General features: G+C 36.5%; 14 protein-coding genes. All 14 read right to left on the minus strand.

Annotation, left to right across the window (positions count from 1 at the left end; translation table 11 throughout):
- Positions 1–27: 27 nt before the first annotated feature.
- Entirely contained in the window at positions 28–1,338 is a 1,311-nt protein-coding gene (locus BWI44_RS13750; RefSeq protein WP_286814579.1) for an HlyD family secretion protein, read from the minus strand.
- A 19-nt stretch (positions 1,339–1,357) separates the two neighbouring features.
- The gene (locus BWI44_RS13755) at positions 1,358–3,565 is read right to left on the minus strand and encodes a peptidase domain-containing ABC transporter (protein WP_195208454.1); all 2,208 of its coding nucleotides are present in this window, start codon (positions 3,563–3,565) and stop codon (positions 1,358–1,360) included.
- The gene (locus BWI44_RS13760) at positions 3,562–4,680 is read right to left on the minus strand and encodes a DUF4934 domain-containing protein (protein WP_286814581.1); all 1,119 of its coding nucleotides are present in this window, start codon (positions 4,678–4,680) and stop codon (positions 3,562–3,564) included. The genes BWI44_RS13755 and BWI44_RS13760 overlap by 4 nt, the downstream gene beginning before the upstream one ends.
- A 132-nt stretch (positions 4,681–4,812) precedes the next feature.
- Positions 4,813–6,363, minus strand: coding sequence for a vitamin K epoxide reductase family protein (locus BWI44_RS13765; protein ID WP_286814583.1), 1,551 nt, complete (start codon positions 6,361–6,363; stop codon positions 4,813–4,815).
- A gap of 22 nt (positions 6,364–6,385) precedes the next feature.
- The gene (locus BWI44_RS13770) at positions 6,386–7,507 is read right to left on the minus strand and encodes a DUF4934 domain-containing protein (protein WP_286814585.1); all 1,122 of its coding nucleotides are present in this window, start codon (positions 7,505–7,507) and stop codon (positions 6,386–6,388) included.
- A gap of 92 nt (positions 7,508–7,599) precedes the next feature.
- Positions 7,600–7,839, minus strand: coding sequence for a hypothetical protein (locus tag BWI44_RS13775; protein WP_195208457.1), 240 nt, complete (start codon positions 7,837–7,839; stop codon positions 7,600–7,602).
- 367 nt (positions 7,840–8,206) lie between these two features.
- Complete coding sequence (locus BWI44_RS13780; protein WP_286814587.1) at positions 8,207–9,301, minus strand: DUF4934 domain-containing protein; 1,095 nt, start codon at positions 9,299–9,301, stop codon at positions 8,207–8,209.
- 321 nt (positions 9,302–9,622) lie between these two features.
- Entirely contained in the window at positions 9,623–10,732 is a 1,110-nt protein-coding gene (locus tag BWI44_RS13785) for a DUF4934 domain-containing protein (RefSeq protein ID WP_007659800.1), read from the minus strand.
- 692 nt (positions 10,733–11,424) lie between these two features.
- The gene (locus BWI44_RS13790) at positions 11,425–11,565 is read right to left on the minus strand and encodes a hypothetical protein (protein WP_231582551.1); all 141 of its coding nucleotides are present in this window, start codon (positions 11,563–11,565) and stop codon (positions 11,425–11,427) included.
- Between the two features lie 862 nt (positions 11,566–12,427).
- Positions 12,428–13,585 (minus strand): DUF4934 domain-containing protein, encoded by a 1,158-nt coding sequence (locus BWI44_RS13795; RefSeq protein WP_286814590.1) that lies wholly within the window; start codon positions 13,583–13,585, stop codon positions 12,428–12,430.
- Between the two features lie 107 nt (positions 13,586–13,692).
- On the minus strand, positions 13,693–13,929 hold the full coding sequence (locus BWI44_RS13800) for a hypothetical protein (protein ID WP_117706906.1): 237 nt from the start codon (positions 13,927–13,929) through the stop codon (positions 13,693–13,695).
- A 397-nt stretch (positions 13,930–14,326) separates the two neighbouring features.
- Entirely contained in the window at positions 14,327–15,481 is a 1,155-nt protein-coding gene (locus tag BWI44_RS13805; RefSeq protein ID WP_286814591.1) for a DUF4934 domain-containing protein, read from the minus strand.
- A 5-nt stretch (positions 15,482–15,486) separates the two neighbouring features.
- Complete coding sequence (locus BWI44_RS13810) at positions 15,487–16,611, minus strand: DUF4934 domain-containing protein (protein WP_286814593.1); 1,125 nt, start codon at positions 16,609–16,611, stop codon at positions 15,487–15,489.
- An 87-nt stretch (positions 16,612–16,698) separates the two neighbouring features.
- Entirely contained in the window at positions 16,699–16,920 is a 222-nt protein-coding gene (locus BWI44_RS13815; protein WP_118476883.1) for a hypothetical protein, read from the minus strand.
- Between the last annotated feature and the right edge of the window lie 77 nt (positions 16,921–16,997).

Below are 16,997 nucleotides of genomic sequence, written 5' to 3' on the forward strand. Positions count from 1 at the left end.
TATTGCCGGAATTATACTGCTGAAGAATTAGTCTTCGTATTCTACTATCTTCCTTAACGGGGCTAATAAACGTTCCAATACATTTCTGTCTGCCAATATAATGTCTGCCGTACCTTTCAATTCACGTAAAGTCGGAAGGGTTTTACCATAATTCGTATGCAAACCTTCCGGCAATACTATTTCCACAACATAAAGTCCATCTTCCGTCGGAGCCGGAGAGATACTTTCCACCTTCCCTCTCACATAACCAAATTCCTGATCGGGGTAATTATCCATACGGATATGCACTTTCTGTCCCACCTGCACCTTTCCCGAACCTTGTAAAGGGAGTTTGGCTTTACCAACCACATTCGAATCTTCGGAAGACTGAACCACAAAAACAGTCTCACCCGACTGTACATTCTGATTGCGGCTCCAAACTGTCATAAAAGTTATCTTACCGCAGATAGGACTACTAAACAGATAATTCTGTGCCCACGAACTCAGCTGTGCCTGAAGCTGCTCAATTGCATTTTTCAATTCAAGCCTGCGGTTCTGTTCCTCATCATAAGCCTGTTTACCCAAGTCCAGCAAGTTTTCCTCCTGTTGTTTTAATTGCATTTCAGCCTGCAACAAACTCATGCCGGAAGTTTCTCTGGTACGTAAACTCTGCAAATAACGGCTGCCCGACTCTTCAAATTCTGCCACAATCATTGCATTCCTCGCATACAAAATGGAATCCCGGTCGTACATACTCTGCGCCAGTTCCATTTCTTTTTCGGTCAGTGTATGTTCACGCTCCACCAAGTTAAGATAAGAACGCTGCCCGGCCAGTTGTATCTTTCCTGCATCCATCTTCTTTGCATAATAATCTTGCTCGATAAAGCGAACGTAATCTGAAAGAGCAATCATAAATGAAGCATATTCAGACTGCAATTCTCCTAATTGCAAACGCTTACCTATAAAATACTCGGCCCCTTTCACCGGTTCATAACCTGCTATTTCCCAGTCTTTCATACGGTCCGTCAGCCATAGTACATCTTCCGTAACAGAAGCATTCTGAATGACTCCCAAATGTTCGCCTGCCTTCACCGTATCGCCATTGTGTACATATAAAGTATCTATTTTACCCATAGAACGCGCCAATATAAAAGCGGGAGGTTCCTCAGTAGTCAGTGTCACTTCCGCCTGCAAGACATCCGGATATTTAAAAATCCAGCACCCTGCCAGCAAAGCCAACAGAATAATGAACAGCACAGTTATCCCCCATCTCACCACCCAAGGGGAAATGTGATTCATCACTTCCTGCACTTCCTCGCTACGCAGCTCTATCTCTTTATATTTCTTTTCCTCTTCCACTGTCTTAAATTACCAATTTTTAATTACCCAACTCCAATTGATTCTTTACCAACCGGTAATATAACCCCTTCCGTTCTGCCAGTTCCTTGTGGGTTCCCTCTTCGGCTATTTTACCTTTATCCAGTACTATAATATTATCTGCATCCCTCACCGTACTCAGCCGGTGAGCCACTACTACAACTGTTTTCCCTTTATAAAATTCATGCAAATGCTCCATTATCTCGCGTTCATTATTCGCATCCAGTGCATTGGTGGCTTCATCAAAAAACAGGTAATCCGGATTCTTATACACCGCACGGGCTATCAAAATACGCTGTCTCTGTCCTTGGCTGATGCCATTTCCTTCCATACCGATTTTAGTATTGTATCCCAACGGTAAGGAATCTATAAAATCACGGATATTGGCAATGGTCACCGCATGTCTCAAACGTTCAATATCAATCTGCTCCTCACCTACCGCAATATTCTGTGCAATTGTCTCGGAGAATATAAAACCATCCTGCATCACAGATCCGGTTCGGGCACGCCATAAATGTGGATTAATGTTCTCTAACGGAGTATCCTGTATCTTGATCGCTCCTTTATTGGGAGTATAAAAACCAAGCATCAATTTTATCAAAGTAGTTTTGCCACTACCGCTCGCCCCTACAATTGCGGTCACTTTATGCTGAGGAATGTGTAAAGAAACATCATCCAATACATAATCCCTGTTTGCACCGTCATAACTGAATGAAACATTCTCTATCCGTATATCCCCTTTTTCCGGCAACACTGTAAGTTTTGAAGAAATATCCTGTTCCTCGTCTTTCCGTCCATGTATCTCGTTCAGACGCTCCAAACTAATTTTGGCATCCTGAAATTGCTGTGCAAAACCAATAAAAGAAGATACCGGAGAACTCAACTGACCGATAATATAGGTCAGAGACATCATCATACCCAACGTCATCTGTCCATCTATTACGGCTTTTGCCGCAATAAAGGAAATCACAATATTGGTAGTTTGATTAAAGAATATGGAACCCACTTGCTGAATCTGTCCCAGTGCCAAACCTTTTATACTAATTTTGAACAGTTTCACCTGTATACGTTCCCACTGCCAGCGTTTCTGAGTCTCACAGTTGTTTAGTTTGATTTCCTGCATAGCGGTTACAATTTGTATCAGGTTGCTTTGTTCGCCTGCCGCTTGTGCAAAACGGCGTATATCCAATTCCCGCCGATACTTCATAAAAACGAGTATCCAACACACATACAAAGTGTTACCCAATAAGAAGATACCTAACACTGTCAAATTATAATAAGCAAGAACAAAGCCAAAAATAAAGAAATTGACAAAGGAAAAGAGTGTGGTAATGGATGACCCTGTCAGGAACGTTTTAATACGCTCATGATCACCGATACGTTGCATAATGTCACCTACCATTTTTGAGTCAAAGAAGTGCAATGGCAATTTCATTAACTTAGCCAGAAAATCAGATATTAAAGAGATAGTAATACGTGTGTTAACATGTAATAGTATCCAACTACGAATAAACTCTACCGAAAGTTGCGATACAGATATTATGATTTGTGCTATCAGTACCAGAATGATAAAATTCAAATTACTATCACGGATACCTACGTCCACCAATGATTGCGTCAGAAAAGGGAGAATCAATTGCAACAAACTGACTGTTAGCATCCCCAGTATCAACTGTATCAATTGTTTTTTATAAGGAGTGAGATATCTCAGAAAAAAAAGCAATCCTCGTTCTCTAATCTCCGGTTCATCCTCACGATGATAAAAGTCCGGTCCGGGTTCCAATACCAATGCTGTACCGACATCTTCCCTCTCTGTCCTTGTCGACAGCCAGCACTTCTTAAATTCCTGTTCATTATAAGTCACCATCTGTTTTCCGGGATCAGCAATCTGAAACCAATATTCCCCTTTTCTTTTTTTAATGCCATAGCAAACGACAAAATGATTTTGGTTCCAATGTAAGATGCAAGGTAACGGTACATCTGTAATAAATTGCTCAAATGATACATAAACTCCTGACGTCCGAAAACCGATAGCCTCTCCCGCATCACTAATCCCCAATAATGATACTCCTTCACGGGATATAAATGAGCGTGCACGCAATGTCTGTAATGAATAGCTTTTACCATAGTATTTAGCAATCATCCGCAAACAGGTAGGACCACAATCCATTGCATCCGCCTGATGATAATATGGGAATGAGTGTTTCATTGATTCAGCCTTATTAATACCAGAATAGGATTATCCTCATCCTCAAACGATAGATTCCCCAAAGAATCTTTCATATCATCCGGTAACTCATTTACCTTTGCCCCCATTAAAAGATATTCGCGCCTATCTATTCGTTCATAAGCAAAAAAGTGATTCAAAAGCGACAACTTACTTTTCGGCACTACATGTGAATCATCCAATTTATAAGCTTTCTTTTCCTTTTTATCATAATAAGATAAAAAAACTTGTGCACCGACATGCCTCATTGTATTCCAGCGAAGTAATAAAAAATGATCTGCATCAACGAAAGCCGTACATATTCTCCGGTCATCATCAGGAACTTCAAAATTGTCTGTATCCAACAAACGGAACTTTCCTTTTTCCCATAGATAAGCTGTTTCTGCTTCCATGCCATTAACATGAAAAACAGTATCATTAAAAAGATCCCAATATACAAATGAATCTGCATTTTTTACATTAACACCAAACAACCCATACAAAGCTGCATAATCAGCTCCAAGTTGAATTTCATTACTACGCCGATATGTCTTCATCTGTCCCTTAGTATCCGTAATTATCCAAAATAAAGACTTACGCGTCTCACCTCCCAAACAATTTCGATAAAAAAAATATATCAATCCATTTCTATAGTACATTTGTATAGGATATAGACCATCATCGGGAAGTTCTACTGAAAAGGAATTCAGAAACTCTCCATCAAAATTATAAACTATGAGCTTTCTTGGTAAACTGTAAACATATATTCTTTCATTCTCTTTATCCATTGCTATAGCTCTATAATTGGTATACTCTTGGGGAGCACCTCCGACGCGACCTATTTTCTGTAGAAAAGTTCCTTGTCTACTATATTTTAAAATTCCTTCACTAGTATCAAAAAACATACAGTCATCATCAATCAAAAAATGTCTTCCTATTCCCTTAATCAGCATGGACGTATCTAAAGGAATATACATAACTGTATCTACAAATTCAGAAATACTGATGAACTCAGAAACATGTTCTTTCGGATCAAGAATCAAATACGGGCTTTTCTCACTCTTAAAACAAGATAAAAGGAGAAGACTTAAAAACAAGCTGTATATACATACTTTCATAATGTCAGTGATTTATCAGTGGTAAGATTTATCCTACCACTGATATTATATTAATTAGTGACAAGAAGCCAAAGCTTCAGTTCCTTCCATTACCGTTACTGCCCTACGATATTCCACAATAACATTTATATATCAATTGATATTTAAATCTCCAAAATGTCTCATGTCTTCAATTTTATAACTATCCGGTAATTGATAACCATTTATTAAAACAGTAGGAGTTGCTGTCAATCTGTTTTCAAATTGCCATTCTTTATGTTTACTCAGCTCGCGATTAACTTCCACAGACTCCAAGTCATAATCAAACGTTAGTATATAAGTCTCTCCCAGATATTTCTTTCCAGCGAACCAATCATTATAAATTGCTTCAGCTCTCTCTTGATTTTCTTGTTGATAAACGGCAAGAAGAAATCGGGCACTCTTTTCAAGTTCCTTATTAAAGGAAGAAAAGATATACTGAACACAAACCTTATCTCCCATTTCCTTCAACAACGCACCAATGCGCTTATGCATCTGCGCACATGGATTACAATGAGGATTAGTCAAGACCGTAATACGCAACTTTGCTTGCGGGCATCCCCAAACGATTTGAGAAGTAGCTGGATTTACGTCATAATGAGGTTGTAACTCCAATTGAGAAAGAAAAACACTATCTGACGCTTTCAGATTATTCAATTCATACTTCACATTCTCCAACTGTTCCGAACGGAACCAACGTTCTGATAATAGATGTAAAGACAAGAAAGGAAGTAAATAAAGTATTGCCACAGACAGCATATCTTGCATCTCAAAAGTTGGTAATCTCCATTGCCCGAATACATTCACAATAGCCGTCATCCACAAAAGCAGTAACACAGACAAGCACAACGGGCACCATTGTTTAGCAACCTTATATTGATACCATACACTCCAACCTGTATAAGGCAAAGATAATAAGTTGGCAAGCATTAAATAGGGCATCCATTGAGGGTAAAATACCACCAAAATAAGACTTGAAATAAAATACCCAAGCCCTATTTCACTCCAACTAAACGTCCCTCCTAATTTTGCAGCATCAGATTCTAACACACTGTTACAATCACCTTGTTTAAACAGTGAACAAATCTTATCTGTATACTCACTCTGTACTTTACCTTGTTTCAATAACAACAGAAAACTCACACCAACACCTGCCAGATTAATAAACAATAAGAAACCACCTGTTACAGAAGAGAATAAATGATGCTCCCAACTCCCCAAGACCAATAAAACAACCAAAATCATAATTATTCCTATTTTCTGAACAGAATTAACAAGTGCAGTCTCCCGGTGCTTCTCATATTCCGGTTCTCTTGAAGATTCTCCCGGTTCAGCAACAAGTGCGATACCCGACCATAGCTTTTTAAATTCATCTACAGACACAGATATCTCTTTCTCACGCCAAACATAATCGACAGCCTGGTCAGACATTTGCTTTACTACCACAAAATCATTACTGACATGCGCCACAAAAGGAGAAGCTAATTCTCTTAAGTCTTTATCCTCCACCTGTATTCCGGCATTTTCTATCTTATATACAGATAGCATATCCGATAAACCATATAAGTTATAACGATGTGGATGCTCTGCAAAAAGCTTATCGGCATAGCTTCTGGTAAAAGGAATATGTAACTCATGCAAATAGGTTGATAATAGTGTTTTCATGTATTCAATGATTTATAGATTTTTATTCATCTTTCAATCGAATCAAGACTAATACCGGATTACCTTCCAAATCATCCGGATCAATTCCCCATGGAAGTAATTCCGATATATTCATTAAATCAACAGTTTGCACTTGTGTCAACAAATACTCACGCCTATCTATGACATCATATTGTAGTTCACGCCCCCATAAAGACAAACCAGTCTTTTTATCAAAAATAAGTTCTTCTTCCCCTAATCTATAAAAAAGTTTCTCTTGTTTATCATAAAAGCCATAAAACATGACTTTTGAGTCTCCCGAACCATAATTAGTCAAAAGAAATAAAGAAAATAAATTTGTATCTGCGAACATTGTACAGATCCTTCTTTCTATTGGAATAGACATACCGTCTGTTTCCAGCAAACGAAAGTTTCCTTTTCCCCATAGATAAACAGGAGTTGCCCTATGTGCACCCACACTAAACACTGTATCATTCAACAAATCCCAATATACAACTGTATTATCACACGCATTCATCGGAAACAAAAAGAAGCCGGCACCATTTGTATTTTTCAATTTATCATCATATCCTTTACGGAAATGTACCAAGCGCCCATCTTTATCTACAGACAACCAATATAATGGCTTTGTTTTATCAAGCCCCTGATTTGTATTATAATAAAAGAACAATAAATCATCTTGCACAAAAAAAGCATTTGGCTCCGGATATACTATTTTCTTTAAATTGGCTGGTATCTGTACTGGTACACGATTCAAGAACTTACCAGAGAAAGAATAACTTAGTAATTCCTCCTGAAATATCAGATAAACATATACCACCTGTTCTACTTTGTCGACAGTTACATAATATAAATTACGGGGATATTCTTCCGGTCCTTCTCCCACATCACCTATTTTATACATAAAGCGGCCTTTCTCATCATATCTCAATATCCCTTCATAACTATGCACTATAATACAACTATCTAACCAAAAAGACTTTATAATCTTAGGTATAAGAATAGAATTATCCAATTGTACATACATCACTGTATCGACACAATCCAATATATTCTTAGATTTTGCCGAAAATTCATCAGGTATAATAACTGGCAAACTGTTTCCTGCTTTTTTATGTAAACAAGAAGATAGTAATAAAAGCAATATGATGCAGATTAATCTCATAATAATATTTTTAAAGAACTGAATGAAAGCTGGTTTTATTCCACTATCATTCAGTTCTCATTTAAGTTACATTAACTACATGAAACTCTTACACCGCCATCAAGAGCCAAACTTGCATCTTGTGCATATAAGTTTAGCTTGACGTGAAGTTCAGCTGTACTCTGACTTGAACCACATATAGCCCCAGAGCTTGTAGAATTGCCAACAGTCGTTCTACAAGTGTACAGTTTTTCACCTTCACCACACATGCTGGAAACTTGTGCCCCTCCACGCACCTGCTTCATTTCCGAGACATTCAAAATCTTTTTCATAAGTATTCAATTTTAAGTAAAACAATAGAGAAAAGACTTCGCCCTATCCATCATAACAGCCAGCTACTCCATTATGATCAAAGCCTTACGGTATCAGCATCAAAGTTGAAATGCAGCTAACATCCCGACTTGGAATGTAGCAAAGTTAGGCAGGATACTACACTTAAACAAGAAAAGATACCGGACAAAAAACGAATAGATTATAATACTAAAAATCAATATATTAACCCAAAAATTTAAGTAAAAAGAAGAGCATCAACCGGACAAAACATTCTCCTTATTCTCTACAATTTCCGTTGGTAAATATTTCTTTCTCACACCAAACGTAAATAAAAGAGTTTTCATGTATTCAATGATTCATTGATTTTCATTCATCTTTCAATCGAATCATTATCATGACTAAATTACCTTCCGGATCAAGATTCTCTCTTTGCAGAATTTCTTCCGGTAATTCATATGGTTCAATCTTTCCTATCATATAATCTTTATTATCTTTTTGAGAGTATGAAAATACCCAGTTTAGAGGAATACTGATTTGAGTATTTAAATCATCCCTAAGTTTCTTTGTTCCCATAGATATTTGCATTTTTTTATCGTAGAAACCAAAAGAAGAGAAAGACTTAAAACCAGCATCAATCCACTTAAAAAATAAGAATCTTTTCGTCTCAGCAAACATCGTAAAAACCATCATATCATTACTTATATCTTCAGTTGATACAGATATACGATGCTTCCCTTGCTCCCATAAAAAGGCAGGCATAACCCCCTGTTCTGTAAAACGAAAAATAGTATCATTGAATAAATTATAATATAGCAAAGAATTATCAGAAGAAGATGTACAGTAAGTTCCACAAGCATATCCTCTCTTTAAAACGGGTTGTCCATGTTTCTGTTTTATCTCCAAACTTTGTCCACAAGTATCTGTAATCACCCAATAATAAGGATCGGATAAACCGGACATTGATGTATAGAAGAAATAACACTTATTGGCAAGAACACGCATCGTAGTTGGATAGCCAAAGGTGTCATCCGGCAGATCAAAATGAACACGATTCAAAAAAGCCCCATCATAAGAATATTCAATCATCACTTTTTCCGGTATACTATATACACGAATTCGCTTATTACGAATGTCAATAGTCATCAGATTATTTCTATTATATTCCATTGGCCCCTGCCCTATTCCTCCTACCTTCATAAGCAACTCTCCTGTATATGAATACTTCAAGACACCATCTGCTACTGTAACCAGAAAAAAACTATCAGTAAAACAGGGATTCCCATAACTTGCCAATAGAAATCTATTATCAAGTTGTATCAAAGAAACACTATCCGCAAACTCTGATACAGGTATCTCAGTTAGCAATTCATCTATCGGCTTTATTTTCAAAAGTTCCGTACTCTGCCGATGATTACAGCTAAAGAACAGAAAAACTTCTAACAATATGAAAACTATCTTCATAATATATCATTTATTCATAGCATCAAAGTTGAAATGCATCCAACATTCAACTTGGAATGCAACAAAGTTAGGCAGGATATATCAGTTAAACAAGAAAACATACCGGACAAAAAAGACATCAGATATAACGCTACAAATCAAAAGATTACATACAATACAAAGGCAAAAAGAAGGGCATCAACCGGACAATTTCTCCTTCCTTTTTTTACAAATTCCGTATAAAATCATCAAAAGTATCACCGCCAGGCAGCAAAAACTTACCCTTCATCTGTTGCTTCGACTTCGCAACAGCATCAACAGTCACATTAGAAATCAATATTATTATTTCTTCAACCGAATCCTTATCAATACGTTATTACCTTCTTCATCTATACTCTCAGCTTGCTTTCGTATCTTAGGATCATCAGAAGTCAGCCAAGCATCCAATAATTCATAAGGTTGATAATGAGCTTCTAAATATTCACGCCCATCTATTACAAAATAATTATAGGGAAAAAAGAAAGGAAGCCCCCATAAATCATCAGTAATTCCTTCCGAATTAAACAACTTCCCAGATGCTTTATCATAAAAACAATAATTCCATCGCCCCTTCATTATGTCATAGGGACGCCATATACACAAATAATAATTAGTTGTTTCTATGATAGTATATATCATCATAGACTGATAGTATTCTTCCTTTTCTACCTTAGCAGGAGTCAACCGCTTACTCCATTTACCCCATACAGCAAAAGCTTCTTCTCCTTTTTCTGAGATACGGTAAATAGTATCACTATATTGATTCCATACCAACATGGTATCACCAAACAATCCCATATGATGAGACGGAAAACTTGGATAGTTCCCTGGAGCAAAATGTAAACCTTCATCCTGTTTGGAATATAATAAATTCCCTATTGTATCTGTTATTGCATACATATAAGGTGCTGATTCGCTATCAGCGTTTACAAGATAATAAAAATAGAATTTATCTTCCAGATAGTAAAACTTCCATGCCCATTCTTTAGGAAGTTGAAGAGAATGTTTATTAAGAAAGGTTCCTTCATAAGAAAAAGACAATAACGCAGAGGTGTCCATACAGTAAACATAAATAATCCTGTCTGTTTCATTTATCGCCATATTATAAAATCTTCTGTATTCACCCGGTCCTTGCCCTATAGCCCCTATCCTGTTCATAAAATGCCCTTCTTTATCATACCTCAATATTCCTTGTTCCGTTCCAGCCAAGAAAAAGGATGAAGCATGTACTATTTCGGCTCCCTTATAGTCAATAGAATCCGGCTGAATGATCGTCATTTCATCGGCGATATCAGACATTCGCACATTCGCACTAATGAAATCATCATAATTCCAAACCACAGTTTTAGACTTCGTATAGTTATGACAAGAACACAAAGCAAACAGAACAAGAAATACAAATATATCTTTCATAGGAAAAAATACAAATATTTGAGAGAATAGATATTCTATTCTCTCAAATATCAATTTTAATTAGTAACAAACAACAGCCACTTCATCTCTAATAACATCTTGATTCATGTGAACTTTAGAAACCGCAGTTTGGGCGGCACTTGCACTTGTTGCACATGCTGAACCCTGAGTTACCGTTCCACTCATCCAAGAAGTAGAACAAGTTACAGTTTTTCACCTTCACGACAATAACTTGAAGGAACTGCCCCTCCACGCACCTGCTTCATTTCCGAGACATTCAAAATCTTTTTCATAAGCATTCAATTTTAAGTAAAACAATAGAGAAAAGACTTCGCCCTATCCATCATAACAGCCAGCTACTCCATTACGATTAATACTATACGGTATCAGCATCAAAGTTGAAATGCAGCTAACATCCCGACTTGGAATGTAGCAAAGTTAGGCAGGAAACTACACTTAAACAAGAAAAGATACCGGACAAAAAACAAATAGGTTACAATACTTAAAATCAATACATTACTCCAAGAATTAAAGCAAAAATAAGAGTCTCAACCGGACAATTCTTTCTTCCCTTTTTTACAATTTCCGTATAAAGTCATCAAAAGTATCGCCAACAGACAACAATAATTTGCCCTTCATACATTGCTTCGACTTCGCAATAGCATCAACAGTCACATTAAAAATCAATATTATTATTTCTTCAACCGAATCCTTATCAACACGTCATTCCCTTCTTCATCTATACTCTCAGCTTGCTTTCGTATCTTAGGATCATCAGAAGTCAGCCAAGCATCCAACAGTTTATAAGCCACATTCCAAATATTCACGACCATCCATCACATAATAATTATAAGGAAAAACAGAAAGAAGCCCCCATAAGTCATCGGTGATTCCTTCCGAGTTAAACAATTTCCCGGATGCTTTGAAGCAAAAACCGGAATATCAAACCGGACACTCTACCTATTTTACTAAATGACAAATTGATTTTTATTCATTGACATCTTAATCAAATTAATGCTATTCCTTTGTTTTATGTGATTATTCCCATTTGCCAATCTTGCATTATAGGATATTTAGTGAATAAATAAGGAATGCAAATTCGTTATTTCTGCATATTCTTGCATCTTTTCGGGCTTCTTATGCAAAAAAGGGTTACTACTTACGGGGCATAAGGTTACTACTTATAGGTAATATCATTACTACTTACGGCCAAAAGAGTTACTACTTATGAATAATGCACTTATTTGCGTCGGCAAATTCTCTTATATCTGTGTTTTTTTGGGGGTATTTTACTCTAAAAGAAGTGTAAACATTTCGATATATCATTAATTATCTGCAGCTTGCTGAATTTCGTTTCTTTCTTTTCGCCTTCATGGTCAGTTGCCCGAAAATAATGCATTCTCAGGCAATTGGAAATACAAAGTGTCAAAATGATAATGAGATGGTATGCTTTGCTGCTTACGCAGGCAAAGTATAAGAATTATGTGTCGCTGGTAGAGAATGATTCTCCATGCAAGCGGTTTTACATTCAAAAATGTGAGCTGATTTTAGAACACGGAACTGAGCACCCTACAAAATAATTATAGGGGAAAAAGGAAGATCCCATAAATCATTGGTGAGACCTTGTTTTTTCTGAGAAAGGATGCATATAGGCTATCTTCTTCATAAGCATTCAATTTTAAGTGAGCAGTAAATTCATTCTTTAAGCCGAATCAAGACTAACACCGGATTACCTTCCAAATCATCCGCATCCAATTTCCGATGAAGAGCACCGGAAATATTCTCTACCCTATATGCTTTTGTTTGTATTACAAGATATTCACGTCCTCTCAGCTTGGCATAAGACATCCGCAGATAGCGTGCTGACAAATTTCCACGCTCATCATATATCATGTCATCCCTAAGTTTATATGTAATGCCTGTATCTTTGCAATACAAATTATAAGATAATCCTTCTCCTTTATTTTTAGAATTCCAAACTAGCAACAGATTTTTTTTGGTATCAATTATTTGCGAACATCGAATACGCTTTTCTGGAAGTGAAGAGAGATCATCTGTTTCCTGTAAGCGAAAGTCCCCTTTATCAAAAAAATAAGCAACTCTTTCACAAGAAGGGGTTACATGAAAAATCGTATCATTAAAATTATCCCAATAAATCATTGTACTATCATTTACAGATATATAATTATTAATCAGCAAAACTCCCGAATAAAAAAAGGTCCTGGCTTTTTGTCCCCGACGACACCTCACAAGAGTACCATCCTTATTCATAGCCATCCAATACAATGGCTTTTCACCAATAGCTCCCGCATTCATATAATAAAAATATAACAAGCCATTCTGAACCTGAAAAATCTCCGGATATTGCACTCCACTCACACCTTCCGGCATTTGTACATGTACACGCTGCAAAAATTCACCAGTCAAAGAATAACTCAACAAAATATCTGGGCTAATAAAAGCGTAAACAACTCCATTTTGAGCATCTACAGCCATATTGTAAGCACCACTTGGGTATTCCTCCGGACCTTGGCCTACACCCCCTATGATATTTAGGAAATGTCCTTCTATATCGAACTTCAAAATACCATATTTATTAGTAGTACCTATAATAAAGCTATCTGTTAAAACCAAATTACCAATTCCGGAGAGCAGGACGCTATCGTCAAACTGTACATACATCACCGTATCTATTATATCCATCAAATCTATGGTAGAAGATACGCTATGAGGAGAGAGAATAACCAATCCACCTTTCTTATCTATTGAAGAACAAGAAAAAACAAAGAGTACAAGAAAAAGAAAAGGTATCCCTATTCTACTATATTTTACAGATATTTTCATTGCTTTCATATCACTTAGTTATAAACAAGAAGTTTCTTCGCACATATACGAGCGAAGAAACCTTGTAAAATAGCACTAGCTAATGATAATGCAACAGCATATTATCATTACTCACATCAAGAACATTGTATATCATCAATGCCTGGATCTGCTTGCATTTGATCAGTTTTAGCCATGATAATAGCCCTTCTAGCCATAAAAATAGTAGCAGCACAAACTGCTCCAGTACTTTTAAAACCACTATTATAAGTAGTTGTACAAGTATACAACTTTTCACCTTCACCACACATGCTGGAGATTTGTGCCCCTCCACGCACCTGCTTCATTTCCGAGACATTTAAAATCTTTTTCATAAGCATTCAATTTTAAGTAAAACAATAGAGAAAAGACTCCGCCCTATCCATCATAACAGCCAGCTACTCCATTATGATTAAAGCCTTACGGTATCAGCATCAAAGTTGAAATGCAGCTAACATCCCGACTTGGAATGTAGCAAAGTTAGGCAGGAAACTACACTTAAACAAGAAAAGATACCGGACAAAGGACAAACAGGCTATAATACTAAAAATCAATATATTACCCCAAGAATTAAAGCAAAAAATAAGAGTCTCAACCGGACAATTCTTTCTTCCTTTTTTTACAATTTCCGTATAAAGTCATCAAAAGTATCGCCAACAGACAACAATAATTTGCCCTTCATACGTTGCTTCGACTTCGCAATAGCATCGGCAGTCACATTAGAAATCAATATTATTTTTTCTTCAGCCGAATCCTTATCAACACGTTATTACCTTCTTCATCTATACTCTCAGCTTGCTTTCGTATCTTAGGATCATCAGAAATCAGCCAAGCATCCAACAGTTTATAAGTAGGATAGCCACATTCCAAATATTCACGACCATCCATCACATAATAATTATAAGGAAAAACAGAAGGAAGCCCCCATAAGTCATCGGTGATTCCTTCCGAGTTAAACAACTTCCCGGATGCTTTATCATAAAAACAATAATTCCATCGACCTTTCATTATATCATAGGGGCGCCATATACATATATAATAATTAACAGTTTCAAAAATAGTATATATTATCATACATTGATAGTGTTCATCCTTTTCCACCTTAGCAGGAGTCAATCGTTTATCCCACTTACCCCATACCGCAAAAGTTTCTTCTCCTTTTTCCGAGACCCGATAGATGGTATCACTATATTGATTCCAAACTAACATAGTATTACCGAATAATCCCACATGATTAGACGAAAAAGCAGGATAGTTGCCCGGAGCAAAATGCAAACTGTTATCCAACTTAGAATATAATAAATTCCCGATTGTGTCTGTCAATGCATACATATAGGGCAGTGATTCGTTGTCAACGTCCACATTATAATAAAAACAGAGTCTATCTTTCAAATAATAGAACTTCCACGCCCATTCTTTAGGAAGTTGAAGAGAATGTTTATTAAGAAAAGTCCCTTCATAAGAAAAAGACAAAAGTTCAGAGGTATTCATACGGTAAACATAAATAATCCGCTCAGTTTCATTTATTGCCATTTGATAAAATCTACTATATTCACCCGGCCCTTGCCCTATAGCCCCTATCCTATTCATAAAATGTCCTTCTTTATCATACCTCAATATTCCTTGTTCCGTTCCAGCCAGGAAAAAAGATGAAGCATGTACAATTCTGGCACCCTTATAATCAATAGAATCCGGCTGAATAATTGTTATTTCATCGGCTATATCAGACATCTTCACATTTCGCTTTATGAAATCATCATAATTCCAAACTTTCAGATAAGTATCTGGTTGGCTATAGCATGAGCACAAAAAAAGGTATATAATATAAACTATCTTCTTCATAAAACCCATTCTCCACTCCACTGAAATCTCCAATCTTTTTATCATAAATATTATATAGTCTCTTTCAAGGGAACTATTACTAATACAAAATTCCCCTCTTCATCTATTTTATCCCCCTCATTTCTTAGTTCTTCATTATCACTTTTACTCAAGAAAGTGCTTAATGCCAAAGGTTCACAAACATAAATCAAGAAGTGTTCACCATTTCTTGAAGAACAAAAATTTGCATTCATTACTGGATAAGTTTCTCTGAATGTGCGATTTTCACCTCCTCCTTTATCACAAACCGTCAAGAAGTGTTCCAACGGCTTATCATGATAGAAAGTATACCAACGAACAAAAAACTTATCTGTTGTTTCATCTATAGATTGAAAAATCACCTTACCATAATGCCCAAATTTAAGTTCCGCATCTGCACTGGTTAAACGAAAATCACCTTTAGCCCATACCGCAACCGGAACATTTTTTGTTTCATTTATGGAATAAATAGTGTCGCAAAAATGATTACCATATACAATGCCCTTAGCAGAAACTGAGCAATAGTCTCCAGTAAACATAGTACCATTTTCAGGTATTTTCAGTTCTGATAACGACAATGCTTTTCGTTCCACGATTTGTCCCAATGTATCCACTTTCAACCACAGTATTTCATCCTCTCTCCCTTGTTCCGCCAATCCCACAAAATTCATTAAATAAAAGAAATTGTGATGATAAACATAAGTTTTAACCACTAATTCACCAGGTAAATCTAACCTGATCCGCTTTAAGCATTCCCCTTCCAATGAATAGGTTAGCAAAATATTCGGTTTACTGAAAACATAAATTAGATTACGTTCCATATCCCATGCCAAAAAACGGGCATTACTATATTCCTGCGGTCCCTGACCGATACTACCTATCTTCCGTAGAAACTGTCCTGCCATATCATAGAGAAAAACTCCATCTTTAAACGAATTAATCATTATCATGCTATCAAGTAAAATAGGTTCACCAAACAGTACAATTTGTTGGTTGTCCAATTGAACAATCTTCACATCGCCAAAATATAGTTTTTCACCCTCCCGACTATCAATCAAATGTTCCATTGGATTGATAACCGGATAAAGAGATTCTTTTTTTTCGGAGCAAGCCTCTAACAAAAAGAATACAATAAACACGTAAAACAATTGTTTCATTATAGCGATTATTTATATAGAAACAGCTACTATTCCTACCTAAGTAGAAGTAATAGCCATTTCCACTTTACATTTCTATTAAGAAAATTAGCTACATACAACATCCATGCTTCCAACTGCTGTATGAGCAATCATTACAGCAACACCAGCAGCATTTTTATCCTTTGCACAGACCACCCCTGTACTTGTCTGTCCATTTCCATAGTCACTGGTGCAAGTGTATAAAAGTTCACCTTCACCACAATAACTTGAAGGAACCGCCCCTCCACGCACCTGCTTCATTTCCGAGACATTTAAAATCTTTTTCATAAGCATTCAATTTTAAGTAAAACAATAGAGAAAAGACTCCGCCCTATCCATCGTAACAGCCAGCTACTCCATTACGA

The sequence above is a fragment of the Bacteroides sp. Phil13 genome (assembly GCF_001940965.1).
Lineage (GTDB): Bacteria > Bacteroidota > Bacteroidia > Bacteroidales > Bacteroidaceae > Bacteroides > Bacteroides intestinalis.

What these genes read in the sequence shown, in the direction of transcription:
- BWI44_RS13755 (WP_195208454.1), bottom strand. Translation starts at nt 3,565, where the DNA reads ATGAAACACTCATTCCCATATTATCATCAGGCGGATGCAATGGATTGT.
- BWI44_RS13760 (WP_286814581.1), bottom strand. Translation starts at nt 4,680, where the DNA reads ATGAAAGTATGTATATACAGCTTGTTTTTAAGTCTTCTCCTTTTATCT.
- BWI44_RS13765 (WP_286814583.1), bottom strand. Translation starts at nt 6,363, where the DNA reads ATGAAAACACTATTATCAACCTATTTGCATGAGTTACATATTCCTTTT.
- BWI44_RS13775 (WP_195208457.1), bottom strand. Translation starts at nt 7,839, where the DNA reads ATGAAAAAGATTTTGAATGTCTCGGAAATGAAGCAGGTGCGTGGAGGG.
- BWI44_RS13780 (WP_286814587.1), bottom strand. Translation starts at nt 9,301, where the DNA reads ATGAAGATAGTTTTCATATTGTTAGAAGTTTTTCTGTTCTTTAGCTGT.
- BWI44_RS13785 (WP_007659800.1), bottom strand. Translation starts at nt 10,732, where the DNA reads ATGAAAGATATATTTGTATTTCTTGTTCTGTTTGCTTTGTGTTCTTGT.
- BWI44_RS13790 (WP_231582551.1), bottom strand. Translation starts at nt 11,565, where the DNA reads ATGGTCGTGAATATTTGGAATGTGGCTTATAAACTGTTGGATGCTTGG.
- BWI44_RS13795 (WP_286814590.1), bottom strand. Translation starts at nt 13,585, where the DNA reads ATGAAAGCAATGAAAATATCTGTAAAATATAGTAGAATAGGGATACCT.
- BWI44_RS13800 (WP_117706906.1), bottom strand. Translation starts at nt 13,929, where the DNA reads ATGAAAAAGATTTTAAATGTCTCGGAAATGAAGCAGGTGCGTGGAGGG.
- BWI44_RS13805 (WP_286814591.1), bottom strand. Translation starts at nt 15,481, where the DNA reads ATGATAAAAAGATTGGAGATTTCAGTGGAGTGGAGAATGGGTTTTATG.
- BWI44_RS13810 (WP_286814593.1), bottom strand. Translation starts at nt 16,611, where the DNA reads ATGAAACAATTGTTTTACGTGTTTATTGTATTCTTTTTGTTAGAGGCT.
- BWI44_RS13815 (WP_118476883.1), bottom strand. Translation starts at nt 16,920, where the DNA reads ATGAAAAAGATTTTAAATGTCTCGGAAATGAAGCAGGTGCGTGGAGGG.